This is a genomic window from Actinomadura physcomitrii (genome assembly GCF_008923205.2).
GTDB lineage: Bacteria > Actinomycetota > Actinomycetes > Streptosporangiales > Streptosporangiaceae > Spirillospora > Spirillospora physcomitrii.
Window position 1 is genome coordinate 90,779 of sequence record NZ_WBMS02000011.1, and the last position, 18,795, is coordinate 109,573.

Annotated in this window: 19 protein-coding genes; 7 read left to right on the forward strand and 12 right to left on the reverse strand. The window is 74.3% G+C overall.

The window, feature by feature from the left end:
• Window positions 1-2: 2 nt before the first annotated feature.
• Genes F8568_RS16050 through F8568_RS16065 form a run of 4 tightly spaced genes read right to left on the reverse strand, consistent with a single transcriptional unit; the run spans window position 3 to window position 6,321 of the window.
• A complete protein-coding gene (locus F8568_RS16050; RefSeq protein WP_151594347.1) occupies window positions 3-1,247 on the reverse strand; it encodes a TRAFAC clade GTPase domain-containing protein in 1,245 nt (414 codons plus the stop codon).
• A complete protein-coding gene (locus F8568_RS16055; protein ID WP_151594348.1) occupies window positions 1,247-3,928 on the reverse strand; it encodes a hypothetical protein in 2,682 nt (893 codons plus the stop codon). Before F8568_RS16055 ends, F8568_RS16050 begins: the two co-directional genes overlap by 1 nt.
• Window positions 3,929-3,944: 16 nt before the next feature.
• On the reverse strand, window positions 3,945-5,528 hold the full coding sequence (locus F8568_RS16060) for an Hsp70 family protein (RefSeq protein ID WP_151594349.1): 1,584 nt from the start codon (window positions 5,526-5,528) through the stop codon (window positions 3,945-3,947).
• Between the two features lie 7 nt (window positions 5,529-5,535).
• Window positions 5,536-6,321, reverse strand: coding sequence for a nucleotide exchange factor GrpE (locus tag F8568_RS16065; RefSeq protein ID WP_328600903.1), 786 nt, complete (start codon window positions 6,319-6,321; stop codon window positions 5,536-5,538).
• A 182-nt stretch (window positions 6,322-6,503) separates the two neighbouring features.
• Between F8568_RS16065 and F8568_RS16070 the strand changes: the two genes are divergently transcribed.
• Window positions 6,504-7,142 carry an ACT domain-containing protein gene (locus tag F8568_RS16070; protein ID WP_151594350.1) on the forward strand — a complete coding sequence of 213 codons (639 nt, stop codon included), beginning with the start codon at window positions 6,504-6,506 and terminating at the stop codon, window positions 7,140-7,142.
• Between the two features lie 75 nt (window positions 7,143-7,217).
• On the forward strand, window positions 7,218-8,759 hold the full coding sequence (locus tag F8568_RS16075) for an AMP-binding protein (RefSeq protein WP_151594351.1): 1,542 nt from the start codon (window positions 7,218-7,220) through the stop codon (window positions 8,757-8,759).
• A 52-nt stretch (window positions 8,760-8,811) separates the two neighbouring features.
• Here F8568_RS16075 and F8568_RS16080 read toward each other — a convergent pair whose 3' ends face one another.
• On the reverse strand, window positions 8,812-9,732 hold the full coding sequence (locus F8568_RS16080; RefSeq protein ID WP_151594352.1) for a carbohydrate kinase family protein: 921 nt from the start codon (window positions 9,730-9,732) through the stop codon (window positions 8,812-8,814).
• A gap of 73 nt (window positions 9,733-9,805) precedes the next feature.
• Here F8568_RS16080 and F8568_RS16085 point away from each other — a divergent pair, with 73 nt between their 5' ends.
• Both F8568_RS16085 and F8568_RS16090 read left to right on the forward strand, forming a co-directional pair.
• The gene (locus tag F8568_RS16085; RefSeq protein WP_151594353.1) at window positions 9,806-10,450 is read left to right on the forward strand and encodes a class II aldolase/adducin family protein; all 645 of its coding nucleotides are present in this window, start codon (window positions 9,806-9,808) and stop codon (window positions 10,448-10,450) included.
• A gap of 78 nt (window positions 10,451-10,528) precedes the next feature.
• Window positions 10,529-11,323 carry an enoyl-CoA hydratase gene (locus F8568_RS16090; protein WP_151594354.1) on the forward strand — a complete coding sequence of 265 codons (795 nt, stop codon included), beginning with the start codon at window positions 10,529-10,531 and terminating at the stop codon, window positions 11,321-11,323.
• On the opposite strand, the gene F8568_RS49595 is transcribed toward F8568_RS16090, so the two are convergent.
• Window positions 11,313-11,441, reverse strand: coding sequence for a hypothetical protein (locus tag F8568_RS49595; RefSeq protein WP_268896270.1), 129 nt, complete (start codon window positions 11,439-11,441; stop codon window positions 11,313-11,315). The two genes, F8568_RS16090 and F8568_RS49595, sit on opposite strands and share 11 nt — an antisense overlap.
• A 238-nt stretch (window positions 11,442-11,679) precedes the next feature.
• On the opposite strand from F8568_RS49595, the gene F8568_RS16095 reads away from it, so the two are divergent.
• Window positions 11,680-12,108 (forward strand): TIGR03668 family PPOX class F420-dependent oxidoreductase, encoded by a 429-nt coding sequence (locus tag F8568_RS16095; protein WP_151594355.1) that lies wholly within the window; start codon window positions 11,680-11,682, stop codon window positions 12,106-12,108.
• Here the strand turns inward: F8568_RS16095 and F8568_RS16100 are convergent.
• Window positions 12,105-13,103 (reverse strand): ADP-ribosylglycohydrolase family protein, encoded by a 999-nt coding sequence (locus F8568_RS16100; RefSeq protein WP_236008803.1) that lies wholly within the window; start codon window positions 13,101-13,103, stop codon window positions 12,105-12,107. The two genes, F8568_RS16095 and F8568_RS16100, sit on opposite strands and share 4 nt — an antisense overlap.
• Before the next feature lie 15 nt (window positions 13,104-13,118).
• Entirely contained in the window at window positions 13,119-13,925 is an 807-nt protein-coding gene (locus tag F8568_RS16105) for an AraC family transcriptional regulator (protein ID WP_328600904.1), read from the reverse strand.
• A 68-nt stretch (window positions 13,926-13,993) separates the two neighbouring features.
• Between F8568_RS16105 and F8568_RS16110 the strand changes: the two genes are divergently transcribed.
• Window positions 13,994-14,404, forward strand: a complete 411-nt coding sequence (locus tag F8568_RS16110) for a DUF2000 domain-containing protein (RefSeq protein ID WP_151594356.1) — start codon at window positions 13,994-13,996, stop codon at window positions 14,402-14,404.
• Here F8568_RS16110 and F8568_RS16115 read toward each other — a convergent pair.
• Window positions 14,388-15,479 carry an acyl-CoA dehydrogenase family protein gene (locus F8568_RS16115; protein WP_151594357.1) on the reverse strand — a complete coding sequence of 364 codons (1,092 nt, stop codon included), beginning with the start codon at window positions 15,477-15,479 and terminating at the stop codon, window positions 14,388-14,390. The two genes, F8568_RS16110 and F8568_RS16115, sit on opposite strands and share 17 nt — an antisense overlap.
• A gap of 102 nt (window positions 15,480-15,581) precedes the next feature.
• Window positions 15,582-15,824, reverse strand: a complete 243-nt coding sequence (locus tag F8568_RS16120; RefSeq protein ID WP_151594358.1) for a hypothetical protein — start codon at window positions 15,822-15,824, stop codon at window positions 15,582-15,584.
• A 162-nt stretch (window positions 15,825-15,986) separates the two neighbouring features.
• Between F8568_RS16120 and F8568_RS16125 the strand changes: the two genes are divergently transcribed.
• A complete protein-coding gene (locus F8568_RS16125) occupies window positions 15,987-16,565 on the forward strand; it encodes a Uma2 family endonuclease (RefSeq protein ID WP_151594359.1) in 579 nt (192 codons plus the stop codon).
• 22 nt (window positions 16,566-16,587) lie between these two features.
• On the opposite strand, the gene sbnB is transcribed toward F8568_RS16125, so the two are convergent.
• Together sbnB and sbnA are read right to left on the reverse strand one after the other, a co-directional pair.
• On the reverse strand, window positions 16,588-17,613 hold the full coding sequence (sbnB, locus tag F8568_RS16130; RefSeq protein WP_151594360.1) for a 2,3-diaminopropionate biosynthesis protein SbnB: 1,026 nt from the start codon (window positions 17,611-17,613) through the stop codon (window positions 16,588-16,590).
• A 29-nt stretch (window positions 17,614-17,642) separates the two neighbouring features.
• A complete protein-coding gene (gene sbnA, locus F8568_RS16135; protein WP_151594361.1) occupies window positions 17,643-18,632 on the reverse strand; it encodes a 2,3-diaminopropionate biosynthesis protein SbnA in 990 nt (329 codons plus the stop codon).
• Window positions 18,633-18,795 lie beyond the last annotated feature (163 nt).

Below are 18,795 nucleotides of genomic sequence, written 5' to 3' on the forward strand. Positions count from 1 at the left end.
CGTCACGCACCTCCGGGACGGACGCCGTCGAGCATCCCGAACCGGTACAGCAGCCACAGCAGCGGGTCCTCGGCGCGGTGCGGCCGGACGCCGCCCGCACCGACCCGGCCGTCCTCGGGGACGCCGCCGAGCGCCGACACCCCGAACAGCGCGTGCTCGGCGTACTGCTGCCCGAGGTAGGTGTCGAGCTGCCCGGCCTGCCAGTCGTGCAGCAGCGCCCGGACCTGCTCGTCCACCGCGTCGCGGTCGTCGAGGTCCAGCACGCCCGTGCCGGACGGGGAGCGGCGCAGCGCCGACTGCCGCAGCAGGTCCGGGCGCAGCGCGTCGATCTTGGTGAGGGCGACCGCGACCGGCACCGGCAGCGGCTCGCCGGGACGGGTGCCGTGCCGCTGCCGCAGCACGTCGGTGACCCGCGCGATGATGTCCAGCGGCTCGCCGCCGGGGCCGTCGCCGGGCCCGCGCGGCTCCGGGACGGTGTCGGAGATACCGGCGCGCGCGCCGGGCAGCTCCAGCGGGTCGACCAGGAAGATGATCGCGTCCGCCGCTTCGAGGTAGCGCAGGTGCAGGTCGGTGGCCTCGCGGCTGCGCAGGTCCTCGCCGGCGGTGTCGAACAGCACCAGCGCGAGCGAGTCGTTGCGCGCGCGCGACCAGCGGCCCCGCCGCGTCCGCGTCAGCAGGTAGACGAGGGGCTCGCGCGGGCCCGTCGCGGCGCTCGCGGTGGTCGGCAGCAGCCGCCGCTCCTCCAGCAGCGGCCGCGCGAAGTCGCGCTTGTAGCGCTCGATGGTCCGGTCGTCGCACGCGACGAGCGAGGCGTCCAGCTCCGTGCCGACCCGGTTCATCAGCTCGTGCAGCAGCACCGCGATGTAGGTGCTCTTGCCGGCGTTCTTCGCGCCGACCAGCGCGACGATCCGGCCGGGGGAGTCGCAGTACGCCGACGGCAGCGGGTTGTGGCACTCCGGGCACGCGCGGTTCCCCGTCGGGACGCCGCACTCGGGGCAGTCGGCGCGCCCCTTGCGGCCCGGCGCGGCGAACACCGGCGGCAGCGACGCGCCCGCCGTCGACCCCGTGTAGGCGGCCAGCTTCTCGTCGAGGACGGGCGCGCAGCCCTGCCGCCGCCCCGCCTGCCCGCGGCAGCGGAACAGGATCCGCTGCGGCGCGACGGACGCGAAGCAGTACGGGCAGGTGACGCCGTGCCGCGGGAACAGCCGCGCGGGCGCGCCCGGCAGCCGGGCGAGGGGTCTGGTCATCACGGGACCTGGAGTCGGCGGATCGGGGGATCGGTGAGTTCGATGACATCATCCTCGGCGAAGCAGCGCAGCCAGTACGGCGCGGACGCGTCCGGGACGGCCACCGACAGCTCGCCCGGCACCGGCACCTGCTCCCACGTGCCGAGCGTCTCGCCGTCGCCCGCCCGGTGCGGCATCACCCGGCCGCGCCGCAGCACCAGCGACAGCCGCGCCACCCGCAGCGGACGCGCGCAGGTGAGCCGCAGCGTCAGCGACCGCCGCCACGGCGGCCCGGACCTCTCCAGGTCGTAGCGGACGACGGTGCGCGCCGCGACCTCGGCGGTCACCGGCGGGCCGGTCACCCGCGTCCCGCCGACCGTGCCGGCCGCCGCGACGGCCAGCTCGACCGGCTCGTCCTCGGGGACGGGCAGCCGGACGCCGCCCTGCGTGTCGTAGGCGGCGCGGGTGACGGTCGCGCGCCGCTCGTCCCCGTCGTCGGCCGAGGACGAGCGGAGCGGGTCGCGGCCGATCCGGTAGACGAGGTCGACCTCGGCGACGTCCGGCGGCCAGTCGAACCCGACGTGCACGTGGTCGCCGCGCCGCTCGACGACGAGCCGGCGCGGCGGCGGCAGGTTCACGTACCGGTGGTACGCGCCGATCGCGGCGGTGCCCTCCGCGACGGTCACGGCGAGCACCCAGCCGCCCGCGCCGGGCCGCACCGCGAGCCCGCCCGCCGCCGGCGCGCCCGCGAGCCGCCGCGTCTCCCGCCGCACCTCCTCCACCGGGACCAGCGCGCTGCGCGGCCACGGCGGCGGCCCCGCCGACAGCACCAGCTCCACCGTCCCGTGCGCGGGCGGCGCGAACCGCACCCGCAGCAGGCCCGGGTCGGCCGGGTCGGGCTCGGCGGACAGCTCGTACACCGGTTCCGGCGGCGCGCTCGGCGTCACCGACGCCCGCACGCCCGGCGTGGCGACCTCGCGGCCCGCCGCGTCCAGGTAGACGGCCCTGATCAGGTAGTGGTGGGTGCGGCCGTTCGGCACCCGCTCGCGGAACCCGTCGCGGCCCGCCCGCACCGGCGTCCCGTCGCGGACGACGGCGACCCGCGCCGCCTCCGCCGGGCACCGCCACCGGCCGGTGACCTGCCCGTCCCCGGACAGCAGCTCGACCTCGCCCGGCTCCGGCCGCACCACGATCGGCCCGGCGACGGCGGGCGGCGCGGCGGCGTCGCCGCGCACCGCGATGGCGGCGTAGTACAGCGGGACGTTCACCGGCGGCAGCTCGTCGCGCTCCCCGTTGACCGCCTCACCGTCGCCGGCGCCGCGCGGCGGCCGGCCGGTCCGCCGCACGAGCCGGTAGCCGACCTCGCCGCCGGTCGACGGCGACGCCTCCCACGACAGCCGCACGACGGCGCCGCCCTCGCCCGCGTCGACGTCGGCGCGCAGCGCCGGGACCGGCCTCGGCGGCAGCCGCCGCTGGTGGTCGCGGGCGCCGGGCAGGTCGCGGACGAGCCGCAGCGCGTCGGCGAGCAGCCGCCACGCCCGGTCCGGGTCCGGTTCGGCGGCGGCCGTCTCGCGCAGCCGCAGCGCGGTGTCGAGGCGGTGCCGGGCCTCGGCCGCCAGCACCTCCTCCTCGGACGGCTCGCCCTCCGCGGCGGCCGGGACGCCGGACGCGTCCGCCAGCTCCGCCGCCGCGTCCGCCAGCTCCGCCGCCGCGTACACCTCGCCCGCGTCCAGCAGCGCGCGCAGCCGCCCGGCCAGGCCGCCGCCCGGCCCGGTCTCCCGGACCACCGCGAACACCAGCCGCCGCGCGTCCTCGGCGTGCACGCCGAGCTCCTCGGTCGCGTGCCGCAGCAGCGCCCGCTCGGACGCGCGCTGCCGGAACCGCTCCCGCAGCCGGTCCACGATGTCGTACCGGACGAGTTCGGCCAGGTCGGCGCCCGACCGCAGCGCCGCGAGGACCGTCCCGGCGTGCGTGGTGCTCGTGTCGCGGCTGCGGCGCGCCCACTCGTCCCCGGCGGCGGCGACCGCGTCCGCGTCGAGCAGCAGCGTCCCGCCGCGCAGCGCCGACGCGCCGGGCGCGCCGGGCGCCGCGGGCGCGGCGAACCCGTCCAGCACCCGGATCGGCCCCGCGATCCGCGCGCCGAACAGGAAGTCGGCCAGGTGCCGCTTGCCCAGCACGCCGAGCGACTCGCGCACCTTCCGGTACGCCGCGTACGGCGCGGCGGACGGCAGCGGGTCCGGCTCGCGGACGGCGATCCCCTCGGCGGTCGCGGCCGCCTCCAGCTCGGCGCGCGCGATCCCGCCCGTCCGGGCGATCGAATCGACCTCGGCGGGCGTCACCATGCGCAGGAACCCGGCCGCGTCCGCCAGGCCGGCGCGGGCCTGCGCGCGGCGCCGCTCGCCGCGCTCACGGCCGCCCGCGAGGCGCTCCTGCAGCGCCCGCAGGTCGCCGCGCCCGGCGGCGGTGAACAGCGGCGCCAGCTCCCGGTGCTCGGCCTCCAGCCGGTCGATCAGCTTGCGGTACTTCAGCTGGCCGCGCGCCCGCCGCCAGCACTGCCGCACCTGCTTCACCCGCGCCTCGACGCCCGGCCCGGTCAGCGGGTCGGCCAGCGCGTACCGGACGCGCAGGTCCTCGGGCGGCTGGTCGCCCGCGGCCCGCGCCGGCTCCAGCACCTCCCGCCGGTACTCCTCGTCGAACGTCACCGCGGCGCGCCGGCCCTCAGCTCACCTGCACCCGGGAGAGGGCCTTGCGGGAGCGCTCGACGTCCTCCTCCGACATCCCCCCGACGTCCACCTTCAGCTCCAGCCGCTCGCCGGACTCCTTCTCCACCGCCGTCACGTTCAGCAGCCCGGACGCGTCGAGCGCGAACGTCACCCCGATCGGCCAGCCCGCCTTCTTGCCCGGCGGGACGCGGATCTCCCCGGTCGCGATCTCGGTGTTGTCGATCAGCTCGGCGGACTCGACGCTGCCCGCCTGCTCCATCACCCGGACGTCGGCGGAGGTCTGGTCGTCGTAGACGGTGAAGAAGTCCTCGGTGCGGGCGGCGGGCAGCTCGTCGTTGGCGTGCACGAGGTGCGCGACGTGCTCGGCGCCGGAGTCGCGGTCGACGACCACGATGCCGAACGCGTGCGAGGCGACCGTGCGGATCTGCCGCCCGGCGATCTGCTTCTGCTGCTCGGCCGACAGCCCCGCCCGGCTCGCCATCTCCGCGGCGCGCTCGGCCGCGCCCTCGCGCATCAGCCGCCGGTAGGTCTCCTCGAACGCGTACAGCGCGGCGCCCTTGGCGACGGCGAGGTCCGGGTCCTGCAGCCGGGGCGACATCCCGAGCTCGGTCTCCAGCCGCGCCGCGACCACCGGCATCTTCGTCGACCCGCCGACCAGCACCAGGTCGTCGTAGTCGTGCACGCCCTTCTCGGCGGCGGTCGACAGCGTCCGCCCGGTGATCTCCACGGTGCGGTCGAGGAGGTCCTGGGTCAGCTCCTCCAGCTTCTCCCGCGTCACCTCGATCGCCGCGACCCGCCCGGCGTGCATCACCCGGACGGTGTGCGCGGTGCGGGTCGTGAGCGCCTTCTTGGCGTCCTCGGCGTCGCGGCGCAGCTGCTGCTCGGTCTGCTTGTCGTCGAGCGGATCGCCCGCGTCGGGGTGCTCGGCGCGGAACCGCTCGGCCAGGTACTCCACCAGCCGCGCGTCCCAGTCGGCGCCGCCGAGCTCGTGGTCGCCGTCGGTGCAGATCACCTCGATGTGCCCGTCGCGCAGCGCGATGACGGTCGTGTCGAACGTGCCGCCGCCGAGGTCGTAGACCAGGATCGTCCGGTCGGCGTCGGGGTTCAGCACCCCGTAGGTGATCGCGGCGGCGATCGGCTCGGACACGATGTCGATGACGTTCAGCCCCGCGATCCGGCCCGCCTTGCGGGTCGCGTCGCGCTCGGCCGCGCCGAAGTACGCCGGGACGGTGATGACGACGTCGCGGGTCTCCTCGCCCGTCGTCGTCCGCGCGTCCGTCGCGAGCTTCAGCAGGATGAACGCCGACAGCTCCTCGGGGGTGAAGTCGATCCCGTGGATCGGGCGCGTCACGTCCCGGCCCATGTCGCGCTTGATGAGGCTGACGACGTTGTCGGGCTCCAGCACCGCGGTGTCCTTCGCGGTGGCGCCGACGACGACGTTCTCGCCGCTCTCGAAGTACACCACCGAAGGCGTGGTGTCGGTGCCCTCCAGGTTCCGCAGGACCGCCGGGCGCCCCACGTCGTCGATGGAGGCAATGCAGGAGTACGTGGTTCCCAGGTCGATCCCGTAGACGGTCATGTCCCTCTCACCCATCGGTGCCGAGTCGGTTGTTCGTCGTCTCGCCGCGGCCGGCCGCGGCGTGGCGGCCCGCCCCGGCCCGCGCCGTGTCCGCGGTGCCGTTCGCGGCGGTGCCGGCGCCGTCGGCGGTGCCGTTCGCGGTGCGGTCGAGCCGGCCGACGCTGACCGCCGCCTTGCGCAGCACCTTGCCGCTCTGCTCGAAGCCGTCCGCCTGCACGCCGGTCACCAGGCCGTCGCGGCCCGGGTCGGCGACCGGGGTGACGGCGACGGGCCGGTGCCGGGACGCGTCGTACGGCTCGCCGGGCCGCACGGTGAACCGCTCGACGCCGAGCCGGGCGAGCGCGTCGGCGACGTCGTCGGCGACCGCGCTGAACAGCCCGGCCGTGCGGACCGGGTCGGGCGGCTCGGCGGCGCCCGGCCCCGCCAGCCGGCCGGCCTCCCGGCGCGCCTGGTCGTGCAGCCGGTACAGCGCGGCCCGCACGGGCTCCAGCATCGCCTGCAGCTCCCCGCGCCGCAGCCGCTGGTTCTCCTCGTGCAGCCGGTCGATGACCGCCTCGCGGTGCGCGGCGCGCTCGTGCTCGCGGTCCAGCCGCGCGGTCAGTGCCGCCAGGGCGTCCCTGATCCCGGCCTCGAACGCGGCCGTCCGCGCGGCCTCACCGGGCGCGGCCTCCCCGTTCACCGCCCCGGCGTGCGCCGTCGCCGCGGGCGCGGAGACGCCGCCGGCCGCCGGCGCGGCGCCGTCCATGCCGGAGTCGGCCCCGTCGTTGACTGTGCGATCCCCGTCGCTCGACACGTGCAGTCACCTTAATGATGAGGCGGCAGAGGCGATAGGTCTGCTGTTGACCTTCATTGGACTCTAGTTTGACGCCTCCCCGCCGTTCCAGCATCGACTTCTTCGCGTCGACACGAATGGGTAACACGTGGGAAATGCGTCTTCCGGAGACTGGACGCACCGACGGGAACAAGGAGGTGGCGATGTTGCTGCGGATACGCGTCCGGCTGCCCGACCGCCCGGGCTCGCTGGGCCAGGTGGCGCGCACGCTGGGCGCCGCGGGCGCCGACGTCGCGCAGATGGCGGTGCTGGAACGTGACAACGGGCGGGCCCTGGACGACTTCACCGTCACGTGGCCCGCGGGCGCGGGCGTCGAGCGGCTGCGCGACGGGCTCGGCTCGGTCAACGGGGTGGAGATCGTCGGCATCTGGCCGACCGTCGAGCCGCAGGGCGCCTTCCCGGACGCCGCCCTGATCGGGCAGGTCGCGGCGGTGCCCGAGCGCGGCGCGGCGACGCTGGCCGACGCCGTGCCGGGCATCCTCAGCGCCGACTGGGCGGGGATCGCCGAGGTGGGGGAGCAGGACACCGCGGTGCTGGTGCACGCGAGCGTCGGCGGGCTGACCGGCACCGAGCTGCCGGTGCTGCCGCCGCTGCGCCCGCGCGCCTTCACCGGGACGGACGGCACCGAGTACGCGGTCTGCCCGCTGTCGGCGGGCCGCGCCGCGCTGGTCGTCGCCCGCAGGGGCGCGCCGCCGTTCCACCGGACGGAGGTGCTGCGGCTGGAGCAGCTGGTGAACGCGGCGGAGGCGGTGCTGGCCACCGATCTCGTCCGGACCTCGTGACCTGCCCCTGGCCATCGCGGCGGGGATAGTTCTAGAGTCGGATTCTAGGATTTGTCCCGTTCCAGGAGGCGACCGATGGCCGAACTGCTCCGCCCGCACGCCGACGCCCGTCCGGACGAGCCCGCGCTGACCGACGAGCGCGGCACCACCACCTGGCGCGAGCTGGACGCCAGGACCGACCGGCTGGCGAACGCGCTGCGCGGCCTGGGAGCGGCCACCGGCGACGTGATCGCGATCCACTCGGGCAACCGCCGCGAGTTCTTCGAGGCCATGTGCGCCGCCGGCCACATCGGCCTGCGCTACGTGCTGGTCAACTGGCACTGGACCGCCGACGAGCTGCGCTACGTCCTCGAGGACGCCGGGGCGCGCGTGCTGTTCACCGAGGACGCCTTCGCCGACGTCGCGCGCGAGGCGTCCGCCGGGCTTGACCTCAGGGCGCGCATCGCGTTCGGCGAGCCGGTCGACGGCTTCACCCCGTACGAGGAGTTCCTCGCGACGGGCGCGCAGGAGGAGATCGCCGACCCGTCCACCGGGCTGCCGATGTTCTACACCTCCGGCACCACCGGCCGCCCCAAGGGCGTCACCCGCAAGCTCACCGGCGCGGGCGGCCCGATCGAGAACGCGCGGCTGCTCGGCGAGGCGATGGCGGGCGTGCTGCAGATTCCCGAGAACGGCCGCACCCTGCTCGTCGGGCCCGTCTACCACTCGGCGCAGTGGCTGTGGTCGCACGTGTTCCTGCTCGGCGGGCGGTCGGTGGTGATGCGCCGCGGCTTCGACGCCGCCGAGACGCTGCGGCTCCTCGACGACCACGCGATCACGAACGTCCACCTGGTGCCGACCCAGTTCGTCCGGCTGCTGCGGCTGGACGAGGCGACCCGCAAGGCGTTCGACGGCTCCAGCCTGAAGGCGGTCTGGCACGGCGCCGCGCCGTGCTCCCCGGACGTCAAGCGCGCGATGATCGACTGGTTCGGCCCGATCGTGCACGAGTACTACGGGTCGACGGAGGCGTCGGTGAACAGCGTCATCACCGCGTCGGAGTGGCTGGAGCGGCCCGGCAGCGTCGGCCGCCCGCTGGCCACGACCGAGGTGCACGTCCTGCGCGAGGACGGCGAGCCCGCCGCGCCGGGCGAGCGCGGCCAGATCTGGTTCCGCTACGCCAGCGGCGACGACGTGGAGTACTGGGGCGACGAGGAGAAGACCCGCTCGGTGCACCGCGCGGACGGCCTGTTCACCACCGGCGACGCCGGATACCTCGACGAGGACGGCTACCTGTTCCTCGCCGACCGGGTCATCGACATGATCATCAGCGGCGGGGTGAACATCTACCCGGCCGAGGTCGAGGGCGTGCTGATCACCCATCCGGCGGTCCGGGACGTGGCGGTGTTCGGCGTGCCGGACGAGGAGTTCGGCGAGCAGGTGAAGGCCGCCGTCGAGCTCGCGGACGGCGCCGAGCCGTCCGCCGCGCTCGCGGACGAGCTGATCGCGCACGTCCGCGCGTCGCTCGCCGGCTACAAGGCGCCGCGCTCGGTCGACTTCGTCGACGCGATGCCGCGCACCCCCACCGGCAAGCTCTACAAGCGCCTCCTCCGCGACCCCTACTGGCAGACCGCTCGTTGACTTGCGGCGAGTCGTCGTTATCAGCGCCGTCATAACGACGACTCGCCGCAAGTCAACGGAGCAGGGTCAGGACGGTGTCGAGGTCGGTGAGGCCGGCGTCGGAGCCGAGGCCCTGGGCGACGGTCGCGGCGGCGGCGGTGCCCCAGCGGGCCGCTTCGAGGACGTCCCTGCCCTGGCCGAGGCCGGTGAGGAACCCGGCGCAGTAGGCGTCGCCGCAGCCGGTGGTGTCGACGACCTCGACGGGCAGGGCGGGCAGCCGGTGCACGCCGTCCGCGGTGGCGACGAGGCTGCCCTCGGCGCCGAGCGTCACGACGACCGAGCGGGGGCCCTCGGCGAGCAGGGCGCGGGCGGCCTTCTCGGGGTCGTCCTCGCCGGTCATCGCGGCGGCCTGCTCCTCGTTGGGCAGGAAGTGGTCGACGTGCGGCAGGAACGCGGCGGCGCCGCGCACCAGGTCGGGCAGGTTGGACAGCAGGTCCATGGTGACGACGGTGCCGGCCGCGCGGGCGGCGTCGAGGGCGGCGAAGAACTCCGGGTCGTTCAGCCCGAACGTGACGTCGGGGCCGCCGAGGTGGACGAAGTTCGCGGCGGCGAGCAGGCCGGGCTCGACCGCGTGCGCGGTGAGGGTGAGGTTCGCGCCGGGGACGTGGAAGCTCGGCCGGCCGCCGTCCGGGCGGATCGGCAGGATCGACGCGCTGGTCTGCTCGGCGGTGCGGCGGACGAGGCCGGTGACGTCCACCCCGTTCCGGTTCATGATCGTGACGAGCAGGTCGCCGAGGTCGTCGTCGCCGATCGCGCCGACCGAGACGACCCGGTTGCCGAGCCGGGCGAGCGCGACCGCGGTCCCGGCGGCGGCGCCGGCCGCGGTCACCCTGATCTGGTCGACGACCACGGTGTCCTGGCCGTCGGGGATGCCCTCCACGGGGCGGGCCAGCACGTCCAGGATGTGCGCGCCGACGGTGACCACAGTTGCCATGCCGGGTTCTCCCTCGTGATCGTCAGGGCCGTAGCGTACGACGGGCAGGGCCGAGAACGTGAGAGGGATTCGCATGTTGCTGGAGGACGAGCGGCGCGCGCTGTGCGCGGTGGGCCGCAGGCTGGCCGAGACGGGCCTGGTGACCGGCGCGTCGGGAAACGTCAGCGTGCGGTCGGGGGACCTGGTGGCGGTGACGCCGGGCGGGATGATGCTCGACCGGATGCGGCCGGAGGACTGCCCGGTCGTGAACCTGGACGCCCGGCTCGTCGAGGGCGACCGGGCGCCGTCGTCGGAGACGCCGATGCATCTGGCGCTGTACCACGAGACGCCCGCGGCGGCGGTCGTCCACACGCACTCGACGTACGGCGCCGTCGTCGCGACGACGATGGCCGAGCTGCCGCCGATCCACTACAACACGCTGCTGCTGGGCGGCGTGGTGAAGGTCGCCGAGTACGCCACCTACGGGACGCCGGAGCTGGCCGAGAACGTCCGGGCCGCGATGGAGGGCGGCAAGCGCGCCGCGCTGATGGCCAACCACGGCGGCGTCACGATCGGCCGCGACCTGGACGAGGCGTTCGAGAACGCGCGGCTGCTGGAGTGGCTGTGCGGGGTGTACGTGCGGGCGAAGATGATCGGCGAGCCGCGGATCCTGACGGACGGGCAGCTGGCGAAGGTGGTCGAGCGGGGCCTCACGCCGCCGGACTTCCCGGCTGTGTAACCTAGCGCTTGCTAGGCACACCGGGAGGTCACGTTGCCGTACTCGCCCCGACCAACCGACTCCGACCGACCGCCCGTCGTGCTCATCGACAAGCCGCGCCCGCACGTAGCGCTCATCACCCTCAACCGGCCCGAGCGGATGAACGCGATGGCGTTCGACGTCATGGTGCCCTTCCGCGAGGCCCTCGAGGAGGTGAGCCGCGACAACGGCGTCCGCGCCGTCATCGTCACCGGCGCCGGGCGCGGCTTCTGCTCCGGCGCCGACCTGGAGTCGGCGGGCGCGCCGCCCGGCATCGACGGGCTGACGCTGCCGACGATCGCGCTGCGCTCGATGGAGCTGCTCGACGACGTCGTCCGCGCGATGCGCCGCGTCCACCAGCCGGTGATCGCGGCGGTCAACGGGCCGGCGATCGGCGGCGGCCTGTGCCTGAGCCTGGCCGCCGACATCCGGCTGGCGTCCGAGACCGCGCTGTTCCGCGCCGCCGGCATCAACAACGGGCTGACCGCGAGCGAGCTCGGCCTCAGCTACCTGCTGCCGCGCGCGATCGGCGCGTCCCGCGCGTTCGAGATCATGCTGTCGGGCCGGGACGTGGACGCCGCCGAGGCCGAGCGGATCGGGCTGGTCTCCCGCACCGTCCCGGGCGACAAGCTGCTCGGCGCCTGCTACGACCTCGCCGAGCGGATCGCCGGGTTCAGCCGTCCCGGCGTCGAGCTGACCAAGCGGTCGCTGTGGTCGGGGCTGGACGCGTCGAGCCTCGACGCGCACATGGGACAGGAGGGCCTCGGGCAGCTGTACGTCCGGCTCACCACGCGGAACTTCGACGAGGCCATCGCGGCGCGCAAGCAGAACCGGCCGCCCGACTTCAAGGACTGACGCAGCCCGGGCGCGTGCGGCGCTGGTAGGACAGTGCGGCGGCGCCGAGCGCGAGCCCGTAGCCGCCGAACGCGCCGATCCCGCACGCGGCGACCGTCCACCCGGACCATCCGCTCATGAGCCCGTCGTGCGGGAGGTCCCGGGACGCCGGCGGCCCAGTACAGGGCGAGCGCCGCCGCGCCGGCCGCCCACCCGCCGCCCGCGTACCCGGCCCACGCCGGCCACCGCCTGAAGATCGTTTCCACGGGTCCGAACCTTCCGGGCGGCGCTCCCGCGCGCCTCCCGCCCGCGGGTGATCCGCCTCGCCCGCGCGGGGGAGCCTGGGAACCGGGGTCGCGCCGTGACAGGCTGCACCCGTGCCCAAGCTCTCACCGGACGACGCCCGCCGGCTGCTCGCGAGCGTCCCCGTCGCGCGGCTCGCCACCGTCGGGGAGGACGGCCGCCCGCGCCTGGTGCCCGTCACGTTCGCCGTGCACCGCGGGTCGGTCTACACCGCCGTCGACCACAAGCCGAAGAGCACGCGGGACCTGCGGAGGCTGGCCGACGTCCGCGCCAATCCGCGGGTCGCGCTGCTCGCCGACCACTACGAGGACGACTGGGACCGGCTCTGGTGGGTCCGCGTCGACGGCCACGCCGCCGTGGTCGAGGACGACGCGCGCCGCGCCGAGCCCGTCCGGCTCCTGGCCGCCCGGTACGCCCAGTACCGGGACCGCCCGCCCGAGGGCCCGGTCATCGCGATCACCATCGACGCCTGTACGGGCTGGACCGCCACGCCCCTGCACTAATCCCAGGCGCTGCCGAGCCTGGCCAGCCGGTCCGCGTACTCGATCCGCCCGGCCCACTCGCCCGGCCAGGCGTCCATGCCGAGGTGCGCGCCCGCGAACGCGCCCGCCAGGCACGCGATCGAGTCGGAGTCGCCGGAGCTCGCGGCGCCGCGCCAGATCGCCTCGACGGGCTCGTCCGGGAACAGCAGGAAGCACAGCAGGCCGGTGGCGAGGGCCTCCTCCGCGCACCAGCCGGCGCCGGTGATCTCGCACGGGTCGGACGCGCGGTCGCCCCGCGCCACGGCCTCGTCGAGCCGGTCGAGGACGTCGAGGCACTCGTCCCAGCCGCGCGCGATGAACGTCTCCGGCTCGTCCATGCCGGGCTGCTGCCACAGCGTGCCGAGCCACCGCTCGTGGTAGACGGCGCGCTGCTCGTGGCAGCGGGCGCGCAGCGCGGCGGGCAGGTCGGCGGGCGCCATGCCGTCGGCCAGCCACCGGACGGCGAACGCGGTCAGCTCGCTCGCCGCGAGCCCCGTCGGATGCCCGTGCGTCATCGCCGCCTGCAGCTGGGACGCGCCGGCGCGCGTCTCGTCCGTCAGGCCCGGTACGAGCCCGACCGGCGCCACCCGCATGTTCGCGCCGCAGCCCTTGGATCCCGCGACGGTCGCCTCCACCCACGGCCGCCCGGCCGCCAGGCCCTCGCAGGCGCGCAGGCACGTGTGGCCCGGGGCGCGGTTGTTGTCGGGGCTGTTCAGCCAGTCCACGAACCGCCGCCGCCACAGCGGCGCGACGAGATCGGGGGTGAGCGGCGGGTCCGCCAGGGCGTCCAGCAGGGCGAGGCCGACCGCGATCGCCATCTGCGTGTCGTCGGTGACGAGCGCGGGATCGCCGTTCAGCTGCGTCGGGCCGTGCTCGCCGAACCGCCGCAGGATCTGCTTCATGTCGAGGAACTCGGTGGGCGCGCCCAGAGAGTCCCCGTACGCCAGCCCGAACATCGCTCCGCTTGCCCGCATCATGGGCGACATTGTCCCTCAATCGCCGCAGGCGGCACGGTACTTCCCGGGCGTCATCGCGTAGCAGCGGACGAACCAGCGCGTCAGATGGCTCTGGTCGGCGAACCCCGTCGCCGCGGCGACCTCCCCGACCGGCTCCCCGCGCGCCAGCCTCGCCCGCGCCGCGCGCAGCCGCAGCTGCCGCTGGTAGTCGCTCGGCGCCATCCCGTACGCGCGGCGGAACGCCCGGTACAGCGCGAACCTGCTGCACCCCGCCGCCTCGGCCAGCTCGTCGGCCCCGATGTCGTCCAGGTAGCGCTCCTCCAGGCGGCGCCGGGCGCGCGCGGCGGCACCCGACGACGGCCCGACGCGCAGCCGCCCGGACGCGGCGCGGTTCACCATCGCGCCGACCGCCGCCGTGAGCAGCTCGTCCCGGCGCAGCGCGGGCGCCCCGCCCAGCAGCGCGCCGTGCAGGGCCCGCAGGTTCCGGGCGAGGACGGGATCGCCGACCACCGGGGCGTCGAACAGCGGCAGCCCCGCCGGACGCCCCCCGATGTCGGCCAGCACCCCCGCGACCAGCTTCGGGCCGATGTGCACGATGCGGTAGGTGAAGCCGAGCGCGTCCGCCGGGCGGCCGTCGTGCGGGTCGTCCGGGTTGAACGCGATGACCATCCCGGCGGCGCTCGTGTGGGCGCCGCCCCGGCACTTGAACGCCTGGTAGCCGTCCTCGGTCACGCCGAACGAGTACGTCTCGTGGCTGTGCCGGTGGTAGCGGTGCCGCTCGAAATGCGCGTGCATCGCCTCCAGCGGGCGGTCCGGCGACCGCCAGTACCTGCTCCAGTCCACGCCTTCATTCTGGCGCGGCGCACGAGCGTTCAAGACGGCCGGCCGCCCGGCCCGCCAGCCTGGACGGCATGCGCTTCGACACCAAGATCGGCATCGTGGTCCGCGACGACCTGGCCGCCTGGCAGCGGCTCAACGTCACCGCGTTCCTGGCGAGCGCGGTGGCCGGGGGAGTGCCCGGCGTGATCGGCGACCCCTACGAGGACGCGTCCGGCAACACCTACCTCGCGATGTTCCGCCAGCCCGTCCTCGTCTACGAGGCCGATGCCGAGGCCATCAAGGCCGCCCACGCGCGCGCCCTCGCCCGCGGCATGGACATCGCCGTCTACATCGAGGACATGTTCAAGACCGGGCACGACGAGGCCAACCGCGCCACCGTCCGCGCCGTCGCCGCCGAGGACATGCCGCTCGTCGGGTTCGCCGTCCACGGCCCGAAGAACGGCGTGGACAAGGCCCTGAAGGGGCTCAGGCTGCACCCGTGATGCCGGCGAGCGCGGCGAGCCGCGCGCGGTGCGCGTCCGGCGACCCGAACAGCTGCCGCGACGACTGCGCCCGCTTGAAGTACAGGTGCGCGTCGTGCTCCCAGGTGAACCCGATGCCGCCGTGCAGTTGGATCGCCTCGCCCGCCGTGTGGAAGAACGCGTCCGAGCAGTACGCCTTCGCCAGCGCCGCCGCCCGCGGCAGCTCCTCCGGGCTCTCGTCGGCGGCGGCCGCCGCGTTCAGCACCGCCGACCGCGCCGACTCCACCAGCACGAACATGTCCGCGCACCGGTGCTTGACCGCCTGGAACGAGCCGATCGGGCGGCCGAACTGGTGCCGCACCTTCGCGTACTCGACGGTCATGTCCAGCGTCCGCTGCGCGCCGCCGAGCTGCTCGGCCGCCAGCACCACCGCCGCGACGTCGAGGGCGTACCGGACCGCGTCCGCGCCGCCGACCCGGCGCGCCGGCGTCCCGTCGAACCCGACCCGGGCCAGCTTGCGCGTCTGGTCGAGCGTCGGCAGGGGCGTCCTGGCCATGCCCTCGGCGCCGGCGTCCACCGCGTAGAGGCCGACCTCATCGCCGTCGCGGGCCGCCACGAGCAGGAGCCCGGCGAGGCACCCGTCCACCACGAAGCTCTTGGTCCCGCGCAGAACACCGCCCTCGGCCCGCGTCCGCATGGCGTCGAGCTCCCAGCCACCGCCCTCTTCGGCGACGGCGAGGGTCGCGATCGTGGTGCCGTCCGCGATGCCGGGCAGCAGGTCGTGCCCGCCGTCCCCGGCGCGGAGCGCCGCCGCCGCGGTGATCGTCGCGAGGAACGGCGCGCACACGACCGCCCGCCCCATCTCCTCGAACACGACGGCCAGCTCCCGCACGCCGAAGCCCGCGCCGCCGTGCTCCTCCGGGATCGCCAGGCCCTGCAGCCCGAGCTGCTCGGCCATCCGCGCCCACATCTCCGGGTCGTAGCCCTCGGCCGTCTCCATCAGCCGCCGCACCTCGGCGGACGGCGACCGGTCGGCGAAGAACCGCCGCAGCGCGTCGCGCAGCTCCCGCTGTTCCTCGGTGACGACGAGCTCCATCCGGCGGCCTCCCTGCGGCGCACGTGTACGACGGTCGACCATCCTCCCGTCCCGCACCCTCGCGGGGCCCCGCCTCTCCCGCTCACCGGGACGCCCCGCCGGTCACGCGTCCCAGTCGTGCGGGCCGAGGACGTAGCCCTCCGGGGTCGAGTGCAGGTGGTTGACCGACACCAGGTGGCCCAGCGCGGCCCAGAGATCCTCCTCGGGCGCCTCCATCAGCCGCTCGATCGTCTCGAAGTCGGCCGCGCGGCCCTCGACGTCGATCTCCGCCACGGTCTCGTACACCGCCAGCTCGAAGTCGCTCAGCTCCTGAACGTCCCCACGCGGATCGTCTCGCTCGTCCATGGCGAAACCGTGCCCGCTCCCCGCCGATCTAATTGCCCGGCGAGTGTGCGGACGCCGGCGCGCGGGGATCGTAGGCTGAGGACGAACGTGCCGACGACCACGATCCGTATGCGAAGGGTGGCGCTCCGCTCATATACTCGCTCGCGAGGAAAGGAGCAGGGCATGACTGTGATGGCCCATGAGCCTTTTATCGATGGAGACCCGCTCCTAGAGGGTTTTCTTGCTCTCGACACCCCCGAGGGCTTCCGAGCCGAGCTGATCGACGGGGAGATCATCGTGACCCCGCCCCCCGGTGGCAGACACGAAAGGAACATCGGCAGGTTCGCCCGCCAAGTCGCGCGCCGGAGCTCGGCCGATCTGGACTTCGCCGCCAACCGTGGGCTGGTCGTACCCGCTGCTGCGCAGGGTCCGGACAGCCATGTGATCCCGGATGGCACCTTCGCTCTGGCCGAGGTCGATGCCTTCGACGATGAGGAATCATGGAGTCGGCCAGACCGCGTGTGCCTCGTCCTTGAGGTCACCTCGTCCCACCCTGAGCGGGATCGGGTGAACAAGCGACGCGCGTATGCGAGAGCCGGTATCCCGTTGTACCTCCTGGTAGATCGCGGAGAACAGAGAGCGACACTGTTCAGTGAGCCGGACGAGAGGGACTACGGGCAGACGAACAGCGTGCCGTTCGGCAAGGGGCTGGCATTGCCGGAGCCGTTCGGGTTCGAGCTGGACACGTCCGAGTTCGCATGAGCTGGCGGGCCGCCGGGCGGGGTCAGCCGTAGCGCTTCATCTCGTGGAAGAAATCGGGGATCGTGTGCAGGGTGCCGGCGGCGGTGACCTGGTCGTGGACGTACTTGGCGACGGCGAGGTCGAGGACGCCGAGGCCGAACGGGGAGAAGACCGTCGGCTTGTCGGCGGGCGGGGTGGTGGCGCCGGTGAGGACGTCGTAGAGGGTGCCGGCGACGAAGTCGCGGTTGCCCACCTTCTGCTCGGCCAGGTGCGGGGACGTGTTGGCCTTCATGCAGTGCTCGACGTCGTCCACGACGTTGTACGCGGACAGGATGATCTCGGGGGAGAGGTCGCGCAGCGACACGTGCAGGACGAGCGGGTTGTGCGCGAACCAGGCCGGGTCGGTGACGTGCGGCTCGCCCGCGACGGTCGCGAAGACGACCAGGTCGGACGAGCGGATCAGCGACTCCGCCGAGTCGTGGATCGTGACCGCGCCCTTCTCGGAGCGTTCGAGGTAGCCCTTGAAGCCCTCGGCGTGCTCGCGGGACAGGTCGTGGATCCCGAGCTCGTCGAACGCGAAGCCGTTGCCGGCCAGGTAGGTGTGGATGTACCGGGCGATGAGGCCGACGCCGATGAAGCCGACCTTGCGGGGACGGTCGCCGCGCTTGTCGGCGAGGGTCGCGGCGGCGAGTGACGCCGACGCGGCGGTCCGGGCGGCGGAGATGATGGAGCTCTCCAGGCACGCGAACGGGTAGCCGGTCTCGGCGTCGTTGAGGATCAGCACGGCGGACGCGCGGGGGATCCCGTTCGCGACGTTGCCGGGGAAGCTGGAGATCCACTTGATGCCGTGCACGTCCACGTCGCCCTTGACGGAGGCGGGCAGCGCGATGATCCGGTCGGCCGGCCGGTCCGGGAAGCGCAGGAAGTAGGAGTCGGGGTTGACGGTGGCCCCCTCGCCGTGCAGCCGGTAGGCCGCCTCGACCATGCCGATGACCTGCTCCTCGCGCCCGGCGATCGCGTCGTGGACCTGGGCGCCGGAGATCACGGCGAACGTGGGGGCCTGCGTCATGGGGGAACTCCGTGTCCTTTTCGGGATGATCAGACGCCGAGAATACCGGCGGCCGGGAGATCGAGGTCGGCGAGCAGTTCGCCGAAGTGCTCGCCGAGCCAGCCCTCGTCGTAGATGGAGTCGAGGTAGCGTTCGCCGAGGTCGGGGGCGATGGCGACGGCGACGGGCTCCTCGCCGGGGTACTTGGCCTCCAGCCAGCGGGACGCGCCGGACACCACGGTGCCGGTCGAGCCGCCGAACAGGAACCCGCGCGCGGACAGCGCGTGCACCGTGCGGATGGTGTCGGGCTCGGCGACGTGGACGACGTCGTCGATGTAGGACTCGTCGACGAGGGCGGGCTTGGCGCTGGTGCCGAGGCCGGGCACCATGCGCTGCTCGGGGATGCCGCCGAAGGTCACCGAGCCGACCGCGTCGACCGCGACGATCGTGACGGGGCGGCCGTGCTCGCGGAAGTAGCGGGCGCAGCCCATGAGGGTGCCGGTGGTGCCCGCCCCGACGAAGAGGACCTCCAGGTCGGGGAACTGCCTGTCGATCGCCGGCGCGGTCCCGCGGTAGTGGGCGAGCCAGTTGTTGCGGTTGGCGTACTGGTTCAGCCAGACGTACCCGTCGCCGGACGCGCACAGGTCCCGGACGTACTTGATGCGGCCGCCGAGGTAGCCGCCGTTGGCATCCTTGTCGGCGACGACGCGGACCTCGGCGCCGAGCGCGCGCATGACCCGCACCGAGGCTGGGTTGCAGCGCGGGTCGGTGACGCAGACGAACCGCAGGCCGCGGTCGGCGGCGATGAGGCTGAGCGCGATGCCGAGGTTGCCGGAGGACGACTCGACGATCGTCGAGCCGGGGGACAGCACGCCCTCCCGCTCGGCGGCCTCCACCATCGCGGCCGCCGCCTTCAGTTTCACCGAGCCGGCGAAATTGAATCCCTCGCATTTGAGGAAGAGCGGGCGGTCGATGACGCGGCGCAGATCGACGTAAAGGTCGTCGACATTGAAATCCTGCGGCGAGGTGATTATCGGCACGGAGTCACCCTGGACTGAAGAAACAATTCCCTCATCTTCCCCCGAAGTCGCCGCGGACCTCACGCCAGACCATGGCGGAGCCTCACCGTACCTTCGGGCATGTTCCGTCGCAACCCCCGATTACCTGCGAGTAGGGTCCAATCTACGCAATCCGGAGCGGCGC

Coding starts and splice junctions, on each gene's coding strand:
- F8568_RS16050 (WP_151594347.1), bottom strand. CDS start 1,247: ATGACCAGACCCCTCGCCCGGCTGCCGGGCGCGCCCGCGCGGCTGTTC.
- F8568_RS16060 (WP_151594349.1), bottom strand. CDS start 5,528: ATGACCGTCTACGGGATCGACCTGGGAACCACGTACTCCTGCATTGCC.
- F8568_RS16070 (WP_151594350.1), top strand. CDS start 6,504: ATGTTGCTGCGGATACGCGTCCGGCTGCCCGACCGCCCGGGCTCGCTG.
- F8568_RS16075 (WP_151594351.1), top strand. CDS start 7,218: ATGGCCGAACTGCTCCGCCCGCACGCCGACGCCCGTCCGGACGAGCCC.
- F8568_RS16080 (WP_151594352.1), bottom strand. CDS start 9,732: ATGGCAACTGTGGTCACCGTCGGCGCGCACATCCTGGACGTGCTGGCC.
- F8568_RS16085 (WP_151594353.1), top strand. CDS start 9,806: ATGTTGCTGGAGGACGAGCGGCGCGCGCTGTGCGCGGTGGGCCGCAGG.
- F8568_RS49595 (WP_268896270.1), bottom strand. CDS start 11,441: ATGAGCGGATGGTCCGGGTGGACGGTCGCCGCGTGCGGGATCGGCGCG.
- F8568_RS16100 (WP_236008803.1), bottom strand. CDS start 13,103: ATGATGCGGGCAAGCGGAGCGATGTTCGGGCTGGCGTACGGGGACTCT.
- F8568_RS16110 (WP_151594356.1), top strand. CDS start 13,994: ATGCGCTTCGACACCAAGATCGGCATCGTGGTCCGCGACGACCTGGCC.
- F8568_RS16115 (WP_151594357.1), bottom strand. CDS start 15,479: ATGGAGCTCGTCGTCACCGAGGAACAGCGGGAGCTGCGCGACGCGCTG.
- F8568_RS16120 (WP_151594358.1), bottom strand. CDS start 15,824: ATGGACGAGCGAGACGATCCGCGTGGGGACGTTCAGGAGCTGAGCGAC.
- F8568_RS16125 (WP_151594359.1), top strand. CDS start 15,987: ATGACTGTGATGGCCCATGAGCCTTTTATCGATGGAGACCCGCTCCTA.
- sbnB (WP_151594360.1), bottom strand. CDS start 17,613: ATGACGCAGGCCCCCACGTTCGCCGTGATCTCCGGCGCCCAGGTCCAC.